Annotated in this window: 13 protein-coding genes; 7 read left to right on the top strand and 6 right to left on the bottom strand. The window is 75.8% G+C overall.

The annotated features are described in order from the left end of the window. Nucleotides 1-34: 34 nt before the first annotated feature. Nucleotides 35-1,009: a hypothetical protein gene (locus EPD83_RS02055; protein ID WP_128365302.1), complete on the bottom strand. Its 975-nt coding sequence runs from the start codon at nt 1,007-1,009 to the stop codon at nt 35-37. Nucleotides 1,010-1,249: 240 nt separating this feature from the next. On the opposite strand from EPD83_RS02055, the gene EPD83_RS02050 reads away from it, so the two are divergent. Further along, nucleotides 1,250-1,561 (top strand): GNAT family N-acetyltransferase, encoded by a 312-nt coding sequence (locus tag EPD83_RS02050; RefSeq protein WP_128365301.1) that lies wholly within the window; start codon nt 1,250-1,252, stop codon nt 1,559-1,561. Nucleotides 1,562-1,644: 83 nt separating this feature from the next. Further along, nucleotides 1,645-3,285, top strand: a complete 1,641-nt coding sequence (locus EPD83_RS02045) for an HNH endonuclease signature motif containing protein (protein ID WP_128368211.1) — start codon at nt 1,645-1,647, stop codon at nt 3,283-3,285. Nucleotides 3,286-3,726: 441 nt separating this feature from the next. Here the strand turns inward: EPD83_RS02045 and EPD83_RS02040 are convergent, their stop codons facing one another. Next, a complete protein-coding gene (locus EPD83_RS02040; RefSeq protein ID WP_235950290.1) occupies nt 3,727-5,001 on the bottom strand; it encodes a YibE/F family protein in 1,275 nt (424 codons plus the stop codon). Between the two features lie 175 nt (nt 5,002-5,176). On the opposite strand from EPD83_RS02040, the gene EPD83_RS02035 reads away from it, so the two are divergent. Continuing rightward, nucleotides 5,177-7,135, top strand: coding sequence for a glycosyl hydrolase family 28-related protein (locus EPD83_RS02035; RefSeq protein ID WP_128368433.1), 1,959 nt, complete (start codon nt 5,177-5,179; stop codon nt 7,133-7,135). Nucleotides 7,136-7,194: 59 nt separating this feature from the next. Here EPD83_RS02035 and EPD83_RS02030 read toward each other — a convergent pair whose 3' ends face one another. Further along, nucleotides 7,195-8,247, bottom strand: a complete 1,053-nt coding sequence (locus tag EPD83_RS02030; protein ID WP_128367246.1) for a LacI family DNA-binding transcriptional regulator — start codon at nt 8,245-8,247, stop codon at nt 7,195-7,197. Between the two features lie 105 nt (nt 8,248-8,352). Then, a complete protein-coding gene (locus EPD83_RS02025; protein WP_128367245.1) occupies nt 8,353-9,495 on the bottom strand; it encodes a DUF3500 domain-containing protein in 1,143 nt (380 codons plus the stop codon). Between the two features lie 118 nt (nt 9,496-9,613). Between EPD83_RS02025 and EPD83_RS02020 the strand changes: the two genes are divergently transcribed. Then, on the top strand, nt 9,614-9,934 hold the full coding sequence (locus EPD83_RS02020; RefSeq protein ID WP_128367244.1) for a putative quinol monooxygenase: 321 nt from the start codon (nt 9,614-9,616) through the stop codon (nt 9,932-9,934). 36 nt (nt 9,935-9,970) lie between these two features. On the opposite strand, the gene EPD83_RS02015 is transcribed toward EPD83_RS02020, so the two are convergent. Beyond that, complete coding sequence (locus EPD83_RS02015) at nt 9,971-10,999, bottom strand: peptidase (RefSeq protein ID WP_128367243.1); 1,029 nt, start codon at nt 10,997-10,999, stop codon at nt 9,971-9,973. Nucleotides 11,000-11,235: 236 nt separating this feature from the next. Between EPD83_RS02015 and EPD83_RS02010 the strand changes: the two genes are divergently transcribed. Beyond that, nucleotides 11,236-11,913 carry a hemerythrin domain-containing protein gene (locus EPD83_RS02010; protein ID WP_128367454.1) on the top strand — a complete coding sequence of 226 codons (678 nt, stop codon included), beginning with the start codon at nt 11,236-11,238 and terminating at the stop codon, nt 11,911-11,913. Here the strand turns inward: EPD83_RS02010 and EPD83_RS02005 are convergent. After that, the gene (locus tag EPD83_RS02005) at nt 11,891-14,290 is read right to left on the bottom strand and encodes an ATP-binding protein (protein WP_164896564.1); all 2,400 of its coding nucleotides are present in this window, start codon (nt 14,288-14,290) and stop codon (nt 11,891-11,893) included. The two genes, EPD83_RS02010 and EPD83_RS02005, sit on opposite strands and share 23 nt — an antisense overlap. Before the next feature lie 57 nt (nt 14,291-14,347). On the opposite strand from EPD83_RS02005, the gene EPD83_RS02000 reads away from it, so the two are divergent. Next, entirely contained in the window at nt 14,348-14,554 is a 207-nt protein-coding gene (locus EPD83_RS02000; RefSeq protein ID WP_164896563.1) for a hypothetical protein, read from the top strand. 140 nt (nt 14,555-14,694) lie between these two features. Continuing rightward, nucleotides 14,695-15,774 carry a hypothetical protein gene (locus tag EPD83_RS01995; RefSeq protein ID WP_128367452.1) on the top strand — a complete coding sequence of 360 codons (1,080 nt, stop codon included), beginning with the start codon at nt 14,695-14,697 and terminating at the stop codon, nt 15,772-15,774. The last annotated feature ends 47 nt before the right edge of the window (nt 15,775-15,821 follow it).

Below are 15,821 nucleotides of genomic sequence, written 5' to 3'. Positions count from 1 at the left end.
AGAAGTACGGTGCTCGACACCTGGCGGGGAGTTGTCAGACCGGCCTCAGCCGCGGCGGGTCGGACGACGGGCCCGGTCGGACATGCGGCGGCTCCCAGCCCCACTCGTCGCCGCCGAGGTCTTCGGCGAACGGCGTGCGCCAGCAGAGGTGACCGAGGGCGAGGATCGCGTACTGGTCGCCGGACATGCCGTACCGCCGGGCGCGCGCCTGGATCTCGTGGTGCAGGGCGTCGGGCATGCCGGAGATGCTGAAGCTGACGTTCTCCCCGGGTCTCCAGGCGGCCAGGTCGCGCAGGTGGTGGTCCTGCTCGCACGTCCGCACGGCGAGGTACAGCAGCTCGTCTAGGGGAAGCGTGGGTCGCTCCAGCAGGTCCGGATCCTCGACGAGGGCGTGGGCCACGGCCGCCGTCAGCGCGACGGGCTGCTCCGCGAGGTCCTCCTCGGTCCACCAGGTGCTCGTCCGGTAATGGCGGGTGAGGGCCCGTCTCACCCGGCCCTCCGCCCTCGGATCCAGGAGGTCGTCGTCGTCGACCGCGGCGACGGCGACCGACCCGCCGCGGACGGTCAGGGAGACGAGGCCGCCGGGTCTGACGGGCGGGAGCCACCCCGCAGGTCCGACGATCGTGGCGTGCCCGAGCTGCCCCAGCGAGAGCGGGTCCCCGGAGGCCAGGCACAACCCCTCGCGGACCAGCCAGGACACGAGCGGGGCGAGCGCCAGGTCGCTCCACAGGTCGCGCCGGCTGCCGTCGGAGTGCGGCATCCGCTGGGTGAACACCGACCCCTCGAGCAGGTCGATGAGCCGGATGACGGACCCGTCCGGTCGGCCGACGAGCAGCTCACTGCGCTCGACGAGCATCTCCACGAGCCGCGCGTCCATGGTTCGGGAGCGGAACCGTCGGCGCATGCGCGACGCGAGGTCGGTGGCGGGGAGTGGGCCGTCGGCGAGGGCGAGCAGGGCGGTGGACTCGAGCTCCTCGTCGGACGGGGTGAGCGGGATGGGTTCGGTCATGGCAGTCCTTCCGTCGAGGGACCACTCTGCGATGTCGGCGCGCACGACGTGAGGAGTTGTCCACAGGCCCCGGCGCCGTCCTCTGTACGCGGGGGGACCGTGGAGCGCCGACGTCGCGAGCGGGGTGGACGCGCTGGTCCCTCCCGTGGCGGGGCGGGGCGGGACGAACGAGCGCGCTCTCGGTGTTGGGTCCAGCGGCGGCGGGTGGCCCGCGGCCGAGGACGCACGGGAGGTCGGGGCATGAGCGAGGTCGTCGTCACGGACAACAGGGACGCGTCGCGGTTCGAGGCGCAGGTGGACGGGGAGCCGGCGGGCTTCGCGGCCTACCAGCTGACCGACGCCCTCGTCGTGTTCACGCACACCGAGGTCGACGGCCGCTGCGAGGGGCAGGGCGTGGGCTCGGCGCTGGCCCGGCAGTCGCTGGACCTCGTCCGCGCCGACGGGCGGCGCAAGGTGTTGGCGATCTGCCCGTTCATCAAGGGCTGGATCGAGCGGCACTGGGACTACGCGGACCTGCTCTACGACCGGCCGGCCGGCACCGCCCGCGACTGACCGGGCCGGTGATGGCCAAGGGCCGTGGTGGGCGCGTCGTCGCAGGTCGGAGGGCTGTCAGTGGTCGGTCGTAGTGTCGGTGCATGGATGAGGGGGTCATCGGTCTCGCGGAGCGTCGCTCCGTCATCGAGGCTGCCGGGGAGCGCCTGACCGGCATCACGCGCGTGCTGCACGAGGCGTCCGGTGCCGAGCTCGCGCAGCTGCTGACCGTCGTCGACTCCGTGGCGGCCCAGGCCTCGGCGGCGCGGGTCGCCATCACCGCCGAGGCGCTCAGCCGGGGCGAGGTCTCCGCCTCCGGTGACACCGCGCACACCTGGGTCCTCGAGCACGCCCCGTCCCTGCGACAGGGCGGCGCGGCCCACGTCGCCGCGGCCGCCTCGGCTCTCGCCGGGGTCTCCCCGGTCTGGCGTCGGGCGACGGGTGCGGAGACCGGCGACGAGGGCGTCGACACGGCGACGGCGGTCGTGGCCGAGGGGGTGCTCGACGGCTCGGTGTCGCCTGGACTCGCGACCGCCGTGAGCCGCGAGCTCGAGCGGCTGGCCCCGCACCTGCGTGACGACGCCCTCCCGACGGTGGCCCGCGCGCTCGTGGACCTCGGTCTGCAGTGGGGCCCGGGTCTGATGCGACGCCTCCGTCCGCGGCTGCTCGCCGAGTACGGAAGGCCCGGAGAGCTCGACGACCTGCAGCAGCGGCTGGTGTCGGCGGCGCGGCTGTCCTCGCCGGTCGTCGAGTCCGGCGACCTCACCGAGTACCAGCTGCTCATGACTCCGGAGCAGGCCGCGGCCCTGGAGGCGGCCATCGGCCCGCTCAGCGCGCCCTGCCCGAACGAGGAGACGAAGGAGCGCGACCTGCGGCCCGCCGGACAACGGCGCGTCGAGGCGCTGGCCGAGGTGTGTCGCCGCTCGTCGGCCCTCGACGCCGACGGCGTCGGCCCGGACGGCGCTGCCGGGGCGGCCGCCGCGGTGCACGTGACGATCGGGCTCACCGAGCTGCAGGAACGGGTCGGAGGCGGCGAGGTGCTCGGGTCGACCGCGTCGGGCACGGTGCTGTCACCCGAGATCCTGCGCCGCATCTGCTGCGAGGCCGACCTCGTCCCGGTCGTCCTCGGCGTCGCGGGGGAGGACCTCGACCTCGGCCGGGTGGTACGTCTCTTCACGCGCGCCCAGCGCCGGCGGCTGTGGCGTCGGGACCGCGGCTGCACCTATCCGGGCTGCGCGGCTCCGGCGGCGTGGACCAGGGCCCACCACGTCCTGCACTGGGCCGACGGCGGCCCGTCCGACCTCGACAACGCCGCCCTGCTGTGCCAGCGCCACCACACCCACGTCCACGAGCGCCGCCTCGTCGCCGAGGTCCGACGCAGACCCGACGACCGCGGGCGGTACGTGCTGTGGGACCTGAGCCCCGGCAGCTACGACCGCCGGCTCGACCAACTGCGGGCGGAACGCGCGGCGCTTGACCCGCCACCGATGACGCCGCAGCGACTGGAGTCGCTCATCGACGCCGTGGTCGACAAGGACCCCGGCGTGCGTCGGTGGGCAAGGTCCCGGATCGGCCGGGACGAGCCGGATCTCTCGCACGAGAGGGAAGCCCCGTGGTTCGAGGCGTGGGCCGAGTGTCGAGCGCCGCGTTTCGACGGCGGGGACGAGTCGGGAGGGCCGCGGTTCGACTCTGGGGACGAGTCGACCTGTGCCACAGAGAAGTCAGGGGTCGAAGGAGCAGCGTGATGGACAGGGGGTGGTCCGGGGTCGAGGGAGCAGCGTGATGGACAGGAGGGAGTCCGGGGTCGAGGGAGCAGCGTGATGGACAGGAGGGAGTCCGGGGTCGAGGGAGCAGCGTGATGGACAGGAGGGAGTCCGGGGTCGAGGGAGCAGCGTGACGGACAGGGGGTGGTCCGGGGGGCGGGGGAGAACAGTGTTGGACAGCGGGCGCGCCCCGGGCCGGCGCCGGCCGGATGAATGTCGCGACTCCCGTGGGTCGGACGTCAGCAGCCGGACTGCTCTCACGACGTCGCGATGGGCGAGTGGTCCACGGGTGCGCAGGGTCGGCGGCCGGAGGTCCTCGCTCCGCCCCGATGGGCCTCGGGTCGTTGGGCGCGCCGGACGTCGGTGGCCGGACGACCGTCGCGACTCCCGTGGGTGGGACGTCTCTGGAGGAGGCGGGGGACGTCAGTGACCGGACGCCTCGCGTGCCTCCCTGGCCTCGCGCCGGGTCGTGGGGTGCGGGCGGTCGTCGGCGGGGCCGGTCGGGTCGGTGTCGGAGGGGCCGCCGCTCCGGCCGTCGTCGTGGGCCGTCGGTGTCGTTGTCGGTGCGGTGCGCGTGGCGAGCGCGGCGAGCGCGGTCGTGAGGGGGACGGCGGCGATGAGCCCGATCGTCGCGACCGCGCTGCGGACGACCTCCTGGGAGATCAGCTGCGTAGTCGCCGCGCCGGTGAGCGAGCCGTTGTCGGCGACGACGAGCACGAGGAGGGGGAGCGAGGAGCCGGCGTAGGCGAGGACGATGGTGTTGACGACGGACGCGATGTGCGAGCGGCCGACCCGGGAGCCGGCGCCGTAGAGCTCGGTGAAGCGGTAGGTGGGGTTGGCGCGCCCGACCTCGGCGACGGTGGCCGCCTGGGTGACCGTGACGTCGTCGAGAACGCCGACCGAGCCGATGATGGTGCTGGCGACGAGCAGGCCCCGGGTGTCGACGCCGTAGTTCGTGGCGACCGCCGTCGAGATGTCGTCGGTGACCCCGGTGAGCCGCAGGGCGCCGACGGCCAGCTCCGACAGCGCGGCCGTGAGGCCCAGGCTCGCCATCGTCCCCATGACCGCGACCGTCGTCGTCAGGGAGACGCCGTGCGTGAGGTAGAGGACCGACAGGGTGACGAACGACGCGCCGACGAGCGCGACGAGCACCGGCGACTCGCCGCCGATGACCGCGGGCACGATGAAGACGAAGAGGGCGACGAACGTGATGGCCAGCCCGACGAGCGCGCTGAGCCCACGCCACCGCCCGAAGACGAGCAGCGCGACCGCGAGCGCCGCCAGCAGGACGACGAGCCCCGTCCCGCGCTGGTGGTCGACGACCCCGTAGAGGAACCCGTCCGGCGTCTCGGCCGCCGCGACGACGACCTCGTCTCCGGCCTCGAGGTCCGGCGCCCCCGGGTTGCCGGACAGCGGCGCCTCGACGTCCCGCGACCCCTCGGGCGTGTCGATTCGCACCGACACCGTCCCGCACTGCGCCGCCGGGTCGGGGACGGTGGGCGGGCACGCCTCCTCACTGACGGACAGCACGACCCCGTCGTACTCGACCGCGGAGGAGCGCTCGGTGGCGGCCGGCGCCCCCGACGGCCACAGCACGACGAGCCCCACGAGGGTGAGGACCGCGAGGGGGACCAGGACCACCCAGGCGATCCGGGTCATCGGCAGGACGGTCTCGCCGTCGTGTCCGTGCGCGCCCACTCGGCTCCACCTTCCGGGTGCTGGGGTCGGGTGTCGGGATGCCGGGACAGCGTCCCACGTCACCCGTCGAGGGTGCGGGCGGCTCCGGTTGTCATCGCCGACGTCATGTGGTTGGGTACCGCGCTAGAGAGCGCTCTCTCATCGGCGAGGGAGCCCCCGCACGGAACGGACCCCGATGACGCGACACCTGTCCCCACCTGCACGAACGCCGCAGCGCCCGACGAGAGCCCGGGTCGGGGTCGCCGTCGCGACCGCCGGCCTCGTCCTCGGCGGTGGCGTGGCCGCCGCGAGCGCCCCCGCCGCCGCTGCCCCCGCCCCGGCCGCGCCCCTGGCCGCCGTGCCGCTGGCCGCCGCGCTGCCCGGCACCGACAGCCCGCTCGGCGAGCACGTACTCGTCCTCGACCCGAGCATGCCGACGGCCGAGATCAAGGCCGCGGTCGACTCCATCAGCGACGTCCAGACCGACGACGAGATGGGCACCAACCGCTGGAGCATCCTCTTCAAGCCCGGCACCTACGGCACCGCCGCCGAGCCGCTGCAGCTGAAGGTCGGCTACTACACCGAGGTCGCGGGCCTCGGCGCCACCCCGGACGACGTCCACATCAACGGCAAGATCGAGGTCTACAACCGCTGCCTCGAGGACAACGGGACGAGCAACTGCATCGCCCTCAACAACTTCTGGCGGACCCTGTCCAACCTCACGATCGATGTCAACGGCGCCGGTCAGGACGGCTGCCGGGCCTCGGCGAACTTCTGGGCCGTGTCCCAGGCGGTCTCCATGCGCCGCGTCGCCGTCCACGGCGGCAACCTCTCGCTCATGGACTACTGCACCGCCGGTCCGCAGTACGCCAGCGGCGGCTTCATCGCCGACACCAAGGCCGACTTCGTCATCAACGGCTCGCAGCAGCAGTGGCTGACCCGCAACAGCGAGGTCGGCGGCTGGAGCAACGCCGTCTGGAACCAGGTCTTCGCCGGGGTCGAGGGCGCGCCGGACGACGCCTCCTTCCCGGACCCGCCCTACACGACGCTGGACACGACGCCGGTCAGCCGCGAGAAGCCGTTCCTCACCGCGGACGGCGACTCCTGGTCGGTGCACGTCCCCGCGGCGCACACCGACACCCGCGGCACGAGCTGGTCCGACGACGCGAGCGACGGCCGCACCCTGCCCCTGTCGGCGTTCCACGTCGCCAGGCCCGGTGACTCGGTCAAGACCATGAACGCCGCGCTGGCCCGGGGCAAGAACCTCCTCCTCACGCCCGGCATCTACGACGTCGCGCAGAGCATCAAGGTCAAGCGCCCCGGCACGGTCGTGCTCGGGATGGGCCACGCCACCCTCACCGCCCAGAACGGCGCCACGCCGCTCGAGGTGTCCGACGGCGCCGGCACCGTCGTCGCCGGCGTCACCATCGACGCCGGGACGAAGCTCTCCGACACCCTGCTGCACGTCGCCCGGCACGACCAGGGCAAGGGCGGAACGGCGTCCGGCCGGGGCTCGAGCCCCGCGGACCCGCTGACCCTCAGCGACGTGTACTTCCGCGTCGGCGGTCCGCACATCGGCAAGACCAAGGTGGCCCTCGAGGTCGACGCCGACCACGTCCTCATCGACCACACCTGGGTGTGGCGCGCCGACCACGGCGTCGAGGACTTCAGCGGCGGCTTCCTCGGCGACGACGAGCGCTGGGCGGTCAACACCGGCACCAACGGCGTCATCGTCGACGGCGACGACGTGACCGCGACCGGCCTGTTCGTCGAGCACTTCCAGCAGCACAACACGATCTGGAACGGCGAGAACGGCCGGACGGTGCTCTACCAGAACGAGCTGCCGTACGACCCGCCGACCCAGGCGGACTGGACCCAGCCGGACGGCACCCTCGGCTACGCGGGCTACGTCGTCTCCCCGACGGTCAAGACCCACGAGCTCTGGGGCGGCGGGTCCTACGTCTACAACCGCAACAACCCGGACATCGTCACCGAGCACGGCTTCCAGGTGCCGGTGACCCCCGGGGTGAAGCTGCACCACCTGCTGACGGTCAACCTCGGCGCGGGCACCATCCGCCACGTCGTCAACGACACCGGCGGCCAGGTCGACAACAGCAACACCGGCACGCCGGCCTACGTCACCGAGTACCCGTGACGGACCGCCGGTCCCGCTGACCTCGTCGTCCGCGGCAGCCCCAGGGCGCGGTTCCCCGCTCAGGCGCTGTCGCGGACGACGAGCTCGACCGGCAGGACGACGCCGGCCCCCGCCGCCCCGTCCCCGGACACGAGCTCGGGCAGCGGGTCGGCGACGGTCCGGCCCAGCCCGTCCAGCAGCAGCTGCGCCATGAGCCGTCCCTGCACCTCGGTGCGCTGACGCACCGTCGTCAGCGGGGGAGCGGCGACGGCGGCCACGGACGCGTCGTCGAACCCGACCACCGCGACGTCCTCCGGCACCCGCCGGCCGCCCGCCCGCAGCGCCCCCAGCGCGCCGAGCGCCATGAGGTCGCTGGCGACGAACAGCCCGTCGAGCCCCGGCGCGCGCGCCAGCAGCCGCTCGGCCGCCGCGCCGCCCCCGGTCGTCGTGAAGTCCCCGGCCTCGACGAGCGCGGGGTCGAACCGCGCGCCCAGGGCCTCGGTGAACCCCACGAGCCGGTCGACGCCGGCCGACATGTCCTGCGGCCCGGCGACGGTGCCGACGCACCGGCACCCGCGGTCCAGGAGGCGCTGCGCCGCCAGCCGGCCCCCCTCGACGTTGTCGTGGTCGACCGACGCGACGCCCTCGTGCGGCGTCACCGGCCGCCCCCCGACGACGACGGCGATGCCCGCCCCGACTGCCGCCCCGACGACGTCCTCGTCCCCGTGCTCGGAGATGACGAGCGCGCCGTCGACGTGCCCGCCGCGCAGGAACGCGGCGAGGCGCGCGCGGTCCTCCGGCGTCTGCACCATCGAGAGCACCATGTGCAGCCCCGACCGGGCGAGCTCCTGGCTCGCGCCGCGCGCGACGGCGGCGAAGAACGGGTCGCCGAACACCCGGCTCGGGGCCTCGGCGGCGACGAGGGCCACGGTGTCGACCCGCCGGGTCATCAGCGCCCGGGCGGCCGGGTTGGGCACGTACCCCAGCTCGTCGACGGCGCGGCGGACGACGTCGGCCAGGCCGGCGTCCACCGACTCCGAGCCGTTGACGACCCGCGAGACCGTGGCGCGCGAGACACCGGCGCGCGCGGCGACCTGCTCCAGGGTCGGCCGGGGGGAGCGAGGGGGGGTCATGCCGCGGGTGTCCGGCGTCGACGGCGGGACGGGGACGGCATGGCCCCGATGGTAGCCAGGACCCCACCCCCGCCGAGGGCATGCCGGAGCCGTCGACGGGCGGCGTCAGTGGTGGCGGGCGTGGTGCCGGGCCAGCACGTCCAGTCCGAAGTCGCGGTCGGGGTCCCGCCACACCGAGTGCGCGTGGTTCGCGCCGCGCTGGGTGTTGTCCCACTCCAGCAGCAGCCCGGGACCCTGCACCCGGTAGTAGTGCGGTTCGCCGGCGTCGGTCGGCCCGGCCCAGGCCAGATGCACCTCGTCCAGGGCGGCGTCGTCGTACGCCGGCGCCGGCGACACCCCGTCCGGCACCCGGTCGAAGTGCGTACCGAGCAGGGCGACGAGCAGCTCGCGCTGGCCGGCGTCGAGCTCGCGGCCGGCGACGCCCTGGGGCGTGCTCGTGTACTCGAGCCTCGCGTGGTCGGCGTCGGTGTAGCCGGCCGCGTCGTCGATGGCGTCGGACAGGGCCTGGAGCCTGGCCTGCTGCTCGTCGTCGGGGAAGCGCGCGTCGCGCCAGATCCCGGCCAGCGGGACGACCCGGTCGCCGGGCGAGACGCGCGTCCGGTTCGCGGTGACGAGGTCCGAGGGCGCGACCGGGTGCAGGACGGCACGGCGGGCGAGGTCCGGGTCGAGGGAGCGGACCAGCTCGCGGCCGAGGTCCTCGACGCGCCCGAGCGGACGGTTGAGGGCGCCGCCGAGCAGCGGCGAGGTGGCGGGGTCGGCGCCGAGGAAGCACGGCGTCGTCGACACCAGCTCGCCGTCGACGACGAGGTTGTTGAGCGACACGTGGTGGCCGCCGTAGCGCCACCCCCAGGTGCCGGACGCGGGGTCGCCGAAGACCCGCAGGTAGTACAGGCCGGGGTCGCGCCCGCGCTCGCGGTCGAAGATCGCGGCGAAGCCCTCGACCCGGTCCAGGACGTTCTCGAGCCCCATGACCGTCGACACCGTGACGTAGCCGGCCATCGACAGCCCGGACGCGACGAGCCGCATCGCCGCCCGCTGCTGCGCCGGGCGCTGCGCGTGCACGGTGAGCCCGCCGTGGTCGGTGGGCGTGTAGAACCAGCGGCGTCGCTCGGCGTCCTCCGGCCCGTCGGTGGGACCGGCGCCGACGGCGTCGGCGCGCTGGTCGGGGGTGAGCGTCGCGAGCCACGCGGACGCCGCCTCGGCCATGGCCGACGCCACCTCGCGCCGGCCCGGGAGCTGGTCTGGCATGCCCGGAACCCTAGTCCGGCGGGCAGTGGTGCGGCGCCCTCCACGGGGCTAGGTTCGGCAGCATCCGACGCGCGAGGACACCGGCGTCCCGCGGCGGCCAGCTCCCCCTGGAGGACCGATGACCACGCCCACCGACGACAACCGCGACCTGCTCACCGTCATCGCCTCCATGAAGGCCGCCCCGGGCAAGGAGGACCAGCTGCGCGCGGCGCTGGAACAGCTCATCGAGCCGACCCGCCAGGAGGACGGCTACGTCAACTACGACCTCCACGAGTCGGTCGAGGACCCGGGCCGCTTCTTCTTCTACGAGAACTGGCACTCCGGCGAGCACCTCGATGCCCACCTCGCGGCGCCGCACCTCGTCGCCTTCGCCGAGCGCATCCCCGACCTCCTCGACGGCGACGGGCTCACCGTGAACCGGGTGCGCCGCATCGCCTGACCGGGGCGCCGGGTCCCGGGCGTCACCGTCCCGGCGTCAGAGCCCGGGCACGCATCGGCCCCGGCCGAGGACCGACAGGACGTAGCGGTCGCCCGTGCCCAGCGAGGTCTGGCCGCGGTTCTCCGCCGACATCAGCTCTGTCCCGCTGCTCGCGTGGCCGGCGCCGACGACGTGCCCGAGCTCGTGGGCGATGACGGCCTGCACCTCGGCCCGGCCGCGCCGGCTGTCCAGCATCTCCCGCAGCGCCGGGGTGTCGAGCCGCACCATCCCCGAGACGTACACCCGCCGTCCGTCCGGCGCCCGGACCGACCGCCCGCCGCCGAGGCCGATGGCGTCGTCCCCGAGCTCGGGGGTCTCGGCCCGGTCGCTCCAGGCGATGAGAACCGGCGCGACGCGCGAGCCACCCGCGTCGGTCCGGACCAGCGGGCGGCTCTCGTTCGGCGCCTCGCTGGTCAGGCCGTCGCTGACGAAGGCCAGCCCGGTGGCCGCCGAGATCTGCGCGACGGCGCCCTCGACCGCCTCCCGGCCGGCCGCACCGACCCCGGGCGCCTCGCGGACGACGTAGTGGATGGCGTCGCAGGGGTCCCAGGTGACCGGCTCGGCGCTGCCGTCCTGGGTCTGCATGAAGGCGTACTGCGAGGCCGCGGGCACGTCCTCGGCGTCGACCGGGGGCAGCAGCCGGCCCTCGGCCCCGCCGACGCCCTGGGCGCCGCCGGCCGGGGTCACGGCGGGGGAGGGCGGGCCGAGCATCGACTCCTCGACGAGCCGGGAGATGCGCGGCAGCAGCGCCACGAGCGCCCCGAGCAGCACGACGAGGACGAGGACACCGAACGAGCGTCCGGACGTCCCCGGTGACTGTCCCGGCGGCGGGTCGAGCAGGTGCGGCGGCGGGTCGAGCAGGTGCGGCGGCCGGTCGGGCAGGTGCGGCGGCCGGTCGGTCGGGCCGGAGGGCCCCGACGACGGCGGGCGGTGGTCCGCCGGTCCCAGCCGCAGCAGGGCGCCCGGTCGGGCACGGTCGTCCTCGGGCGGGGCGTCCCACCAGTCCTCGGATCCCCCGCTCGGCACCCGGTCAGGCTACGTCCGGGTCCGTGCCGGGCAGGGGCGTTCGGCCCGATCGTCGGCCGTTCGGTCCACGGGCCCGGGATGGGCGGCCGGGCCGGGTGGCGGCGACGGACCGCCTCCGCCAGGCGTCGCGTCCCCACCGGGTGGGGGGGTGGTGTGGGACCCGCCGTGGGTGGGGCGGGGCACGCCCCCGGCCGAGGCTGGAGGCACACACCAGCACCGAGCCGGGAGGCACCGCCGTGAGCAGCACGACCTTCAGCACCACCCCCACCACCGACCGCCCGTGGGTCCACGAGATGGTCATCGTCCACCGCGTCTTCCGGCGCGAGCTCGTCGTCCTGCCGCGGCTCGTGCGCCGGGCATCGGACGGCGACGCCGAGCGGGCCGCCACCCTGGCGGGCGCCCTTCGCCTCGTCCTCGGCGGCCTGCACCAGCACCACACCGGCGAGGACGCCGTCCTCTGGCCGGCGCTGCTGGAGCGGGCCGCGCCGTCGACCGGGCTCGTCGAGACCATGCAGGCCCAGCACCACCGCGTCGAGGAGCTGCTCGAGCGCGTCGAGGCGGGCATCGACGCCTGGGAGCGCGACCCCTCGCGCGCCGCGGGCACCGCGCTCGCGGACACCGTCCACGCCCTGGCGGTGGCCCTGTTCGAGCACCTCGACCTCGAGGAGCGGGAGATCCTGCCCCTGTGCCTGCGCCACGTCACCGTGGCCGAGTGGGACAGCCTGGGCGAGCACGGCCAGGCCTCGATCGAGCGGTCCCAGCTGCCGCTGCTCTTCGGCGCCATCCTCGAGGAGTGCGACGCGGCCGAGCGCCGCGCCATGCTCGGCAAGGTCCCGGCGCCGGTGCGGCTGCTCCTTCGCACCGTCGGCGCGTGGCAGTACCGCCGCTACGTCAGGCGGGTCCGCGGCGCGTGACGTCGGCGACGACCCGGGCCGCGAGCTCGGCGACCCCCGCCGGGGTCGCCGAGCGTCCGGCCTCCCAGGCCTGCGCGAAGGCGCGCTCGTCGAGGGCCTCCCGGGCGGCGGCCAGGCCGCGGTCGGTCGTCACCCGGGTCGGCGGGAAGTGGGCGTCGACCGCGTCGGACACGGTGAGGGTGGCGGCGGCGCCGAAGAGCGTGGCCGCGACGACCGGGTGGCCGGAGCGGGCCGCGACACCGGCCAGCTGCGGGACGGCGTAGCCGAGGGTCCAGCCGAGCCGCAGCCGGACCGACAGCTCGAGCGCCTCACCCAGCAGGACGGCGGCGCGGACGTCGTCGCCGAGGATCTCGGCCGCACTGGCCCGCACGTTGAGGGCGGTGGCGACCGTGAACTCGTTGCCGAGGTCCCGCGCCGCCGCCAGGCTCGCGTCCAGCAGCCGCGCCGCCCGGGGCGCGTCCCCGGCCACGAGCGCCAGCTGGCCGCGGCCGAAGTCGCGCAGGATCTGCGCCCATGGGGCGTCGGCCGCGTGCAGGCCCGGGTGCAGGGTGAGCAGGTCGTCCGCGGCCGCGAGGTCGCCCGCGAACACGGCCCCGAGCCCGGCGAGCACCGAGGCCTCGCTCGCCAGCACGGGGTCGCCGCACCGGGCGGCCACCGGCACCCCGACGGCGGCCTCCTGCCGCAGGCCGGCCACGTCCCCGACGACGAGCCGCAGCCCCATCCGGGCCACCGCGGCCCACGCGACCCCGACGTCGGACTCTCCGCCGGGCAGCCGGCCCAGCCAGTCCAGCCCCTCGCGCGCCCGCCCGCGCAGCCCGAGGTAGAGCCAGACGCCGCCCGCGAGGCGCGCCGCGTCGTCCGGGCGGTCGAGCTCGAGCAGCCGCAGGAAGGCCGAGCGCAGGTTGGCGTGGTCGGCCTCGAGACGGTCCAGCGGTGGCCCGATGCGGGCCGTCTGCAGGCGCCGGTGGGCCGCCGTCCCGAGGTCCAGGAGGTGGTCGGCGTGCGCGGTCGCGGTGGACAGGGCGGCCTCGGCGTCGCGCAGGCGCACCGCGGCGTACTGGCGCACCGGTTCCAGCAGCCGGAAGCGCGGCACGTCGTCCGGGGCGGGGACGGGGACGAGGAGGGACTGCTCGACGAGGGCGCCGATGCCGCCGACGACGTCCGCGCCGCCGGGGTCGTCGGCGACGGCCTCGGCGCTGTCCAGCGAGAAGCCTCCCGCGAAGACGGCGAGCCGGCCGAGCAGCGCGGCGTCGTCGGGGTCGAGCAGGTCCGCGCTGGCGTCGAGGACCGCCGTCATCGTCCGCTGCCGGTCCGGCAGGTCGCGGGGCGCCCCGCTCGCGGCGTCGAGGCCGTGCCGGTCCAGCCGGGCGAGCAGCGCGGCGGGGGTGAGGAAGCGGGCGCTGGCGGCGGCGAGCTCGACCGCGAGCGGGATGCCGTCGAGCCGCCGCGTCACCGCGGCCAGCAGGGGAGCAGTGTCGGGGGTCAGCGGCAGCGAGGCGCCCGCGGCGGCCGCCCGGTCCAGCAGCAGCCGGACCGCCGGCGAGGCCGCGACCTCCTCGGCGCCGTCGCCGGCGGGGGTGCCGAGCGGGGCGAGAGGCATCTCGCGCTCGGCCCGCACCCGCAGCGGCGCCCGGCTCGTGGCGAGCACGACGAGGTCCGGGCAGCGCTCGACGAGGTCCGCGACCGCCGGGGCGGCGGCGAGCACCTGCTCGAGGTTGTCGAGGACGACGAGCAGCCGCCGGTCGTGCAGCGCCGCGGCGAGCGACGCCGTGCTCACCCCGCCCGGCGGCTCGGAGAGGCCGAGGGCCGTCGCCAGCCGGGGGAGCACGGCCGTGGGCTCGCGGACGGGGGCGAGGTCGGCGAAACCAGTGCCGTCGGGGAAGGCGGGGGCGGCCCGGGCCAGCACCTCGCGCGCCAGCCGCGTCTTGCCGACGCCGCCCGCCCCGGTCAGCGTGACGAGACGCGCCCCCGTCGTCACGAGGTCGAGGACGGCCGCGACGTCCGCCTCGCGCCCGACGAGCGGGGCGGCCGGGGCGGGGGGCGGCGCGACCGGCCGAGGGGGAGGCGGGGGGTCCGTACCAGCCGGCGCCGTCGCGGACCCGGACGTCGTCGCGCCGCCGGTCGACGGCGTCGCACGACGCGGCACGGCGGCGACGAGGGCGGCGCGCTCGTCGTCGGTGAGGCCCAGCCCGTCGGCCAGGGACCGGACGGTGTGCGGGTACGGCCGTCTGCGCTCGCCGCGCTCCAGGGCACTGATCGCCTTGGCGGTGACGCCGGAGGACCCGGCGAGCTCCTCCTGGGTCACCGAGCGCGCCTCCCGAAGGCGGCGCAGCAGGACGGCGAAGTCCCCACGCCCCGTGTCCGGTCCGCCGCTCACGAGAGGACCGTAGTGGGCGAGCGGCCTCCACGACGAGCCCCACGACCGGGTGTGCGGGTGCCGGCCCGGGCGGCGCAGGCCGTCGTCCTCGGCGGGCTCGGCCTGCTCCTGGCGGTCGCCGTGCTCGTCTACCCCTCGATGTTCGGCCCGGAGCAGCAGACCGTCGTCGGCTGGGTCGAGAACGACGCCCACGTCGCGCTGCTGGTTGTCGCGGCGGTGCTCGGGGTGCTCCGGTTCCGCGGGGTCCGGCTCGACGTCGTGTGACGGGTGGGGCGGGTGCGCGCTGGTCGGCACCGCCGCGGTCGGCACTCGGTCAAGGAACGGTAAAGGTCCCGGCCAGTCGCTTCCTCGACCCGCCCCCGGGCCCTACCGTTCGTGGTGCAGGGAGAGTGGAGAGTGCCCGGATGGACGTCACCGTCGGTCTGGTGTCGGGAACGACGTTCCGTGTCCCGAGCCCTGCGGTGCGCGAGGCCTTCGGTCTCGGCACGCTGACCGAGCCCCTGCGCGCGGCGCGCCTCGCCGTCACCGGCCTGCCCGCCGACGCGGTGCGCGGCGGCGAGACCCGCCGGCGGACCCGGCGGACCCTCGAGCTCGCGGCCGGGCCGGTGACGCCCCAGATGGCCGAACGGGCCCAGGCCATCCTCGACGAGGAGGACGCGCTCACCTCCCTGCACCGCGTCTCCTACCCGCCCGCCACACCCCCGGAGCCGCTGCTGGTGCGCGCGGACGGGCCCGGCTCGGCCCGCTCGCGCGGCCTGGCCCGGTGGATCGACCGGGCGACCCGCCGTCACGCCGCCGCGGACGCGCCGACCGCGTCCGTCGAGCCGGCCGAGCTCGTCGAGGCCGGCGGCCCGGTCGACGCCGCACCCGGGCCGGTCACCTGGTGGGACGCCCTCACCGGGAACGACCCCGAGACCGTCATCGCGCGCCTCGGGGAGGTGTTCGCCGAGGCCGGGCTCCCCGCGACCCCGACCACGGTCGTCGGCGGGTACGCCGAGGTCGCGGTCCTCGCGCCCGGCGAGCACGTCCTGCCCGCCCAGTCGGTCGGGCTGACCGCCGGCGGCGTGCTGTCCATCCGCCGGCCCTCGGCCGAGCGCCGGGCCTCGCTGCACCGCCAGGTCGTCGCCGGGGTCGTCGTCGCCGCCGTCCACCGAGCGCTGGCCGCCGCCCCGGGCCTGACCGTCGTGCGGGTCGTCGTCGTCCGGGCGCGCCACCGCGGTCACCACGCGGACGTCTCGCCGGTCGCCGTGCTCGAGGTCACCCGCGCATCGCTCGAGGCCGCGGACCTCGGCCCCGACGCCGAGACCGTCCTGTCCCGGGTCGCCGACGCGCTGCGCTGGCAGGTGGACGGCCTCACCGGCGAGCTGCGCGCGCTGCCGCTGGACGACGTCCCCGAGATCGCCCCGCTCCTGGCCCGGCTCTGCCGCTTCGTCGACGAGGAGCCGCGGGCGCTCGAGCCCGAGCGGGCCACCGCCTTCGCCTGAGCGCGCCCCGACCGGCACCCGCCGCACCGCGGGACCGGTGCCCGGGC

The organism is Phycicoccus flavus (assembly GCF_004025965.2).
GTDB lineage: Bacteria > Actinomycetota > Actinomycetes > Actinomycetales > Dermatophilaceae > Phycicoccus > Phycicoccus flavus.
Note: the sequence above shows the minus strand (reverse complement) of the source record. Positions and strands in the feature narration are given on the sequence as shown.

Excerpts from the sequence above, each read along its gene's own strand:
- EPD83_RS02055 (WP_128365302.1), bottom strand. The coding sequence starts at position 1,009 with ATGACCGAACCCATCCCGCTCACCCCGTCCGACGAGGAGCTCGAGTCC.
- EPD83_RS02050 (WP_128365301.1), top strand. The coding sequence starts at position 1,250 with ATGAGCGAGGTCGTCGTCACGGACAACAGGGACGCGTCGCGGTTCGAG.
- EPD83_RS02045 (WP_128368211.1), top strand. The coding sequence starts at position 1,645 with ATGGATGAGGGGGTCATCGGTCTCGCGGAGCGTCGCTCCGTCATCGAG.
- EPD83_RS02035 (WP_128368433.1), top strand. The coding sequence starts at position 5,177 with ATGACGCGACACCTGTCCCCACCTGCACGAACGCCGCAGCGCCCGACG.
- EPD83_RS02030 (WP_128367246.1), bottom strand. The coding sequence starts at position 8,247 with ATGACCCCCCCTCGCTCCCCCCGGCCGACCCTGGAGCAGGTCGCCGCG.
- EPD83_RS02025 (WP_128367245.1), bottom strand. The coding sequence starts at position 9,495 with ATGCCAGACCAGCTCCCGGGCCGGCGCGAGGTGGCGTCGGCCATGGCC.
- EPD83_RS02020 (WP_128367244.1), top strand. The coding sequence starts at position 9,614 with ATGACCACGCCCACCGACGACAACCGCGACCTGCTCACCGTCATCGCC.
- EPD83_RS01995 (WP_128367452.1), top strand. The coding sequence starts at position 14,695 with ATGGACGTCACCGTCGGTCTGGTGTCGGGAACGACGTTCCGTGTCCCG.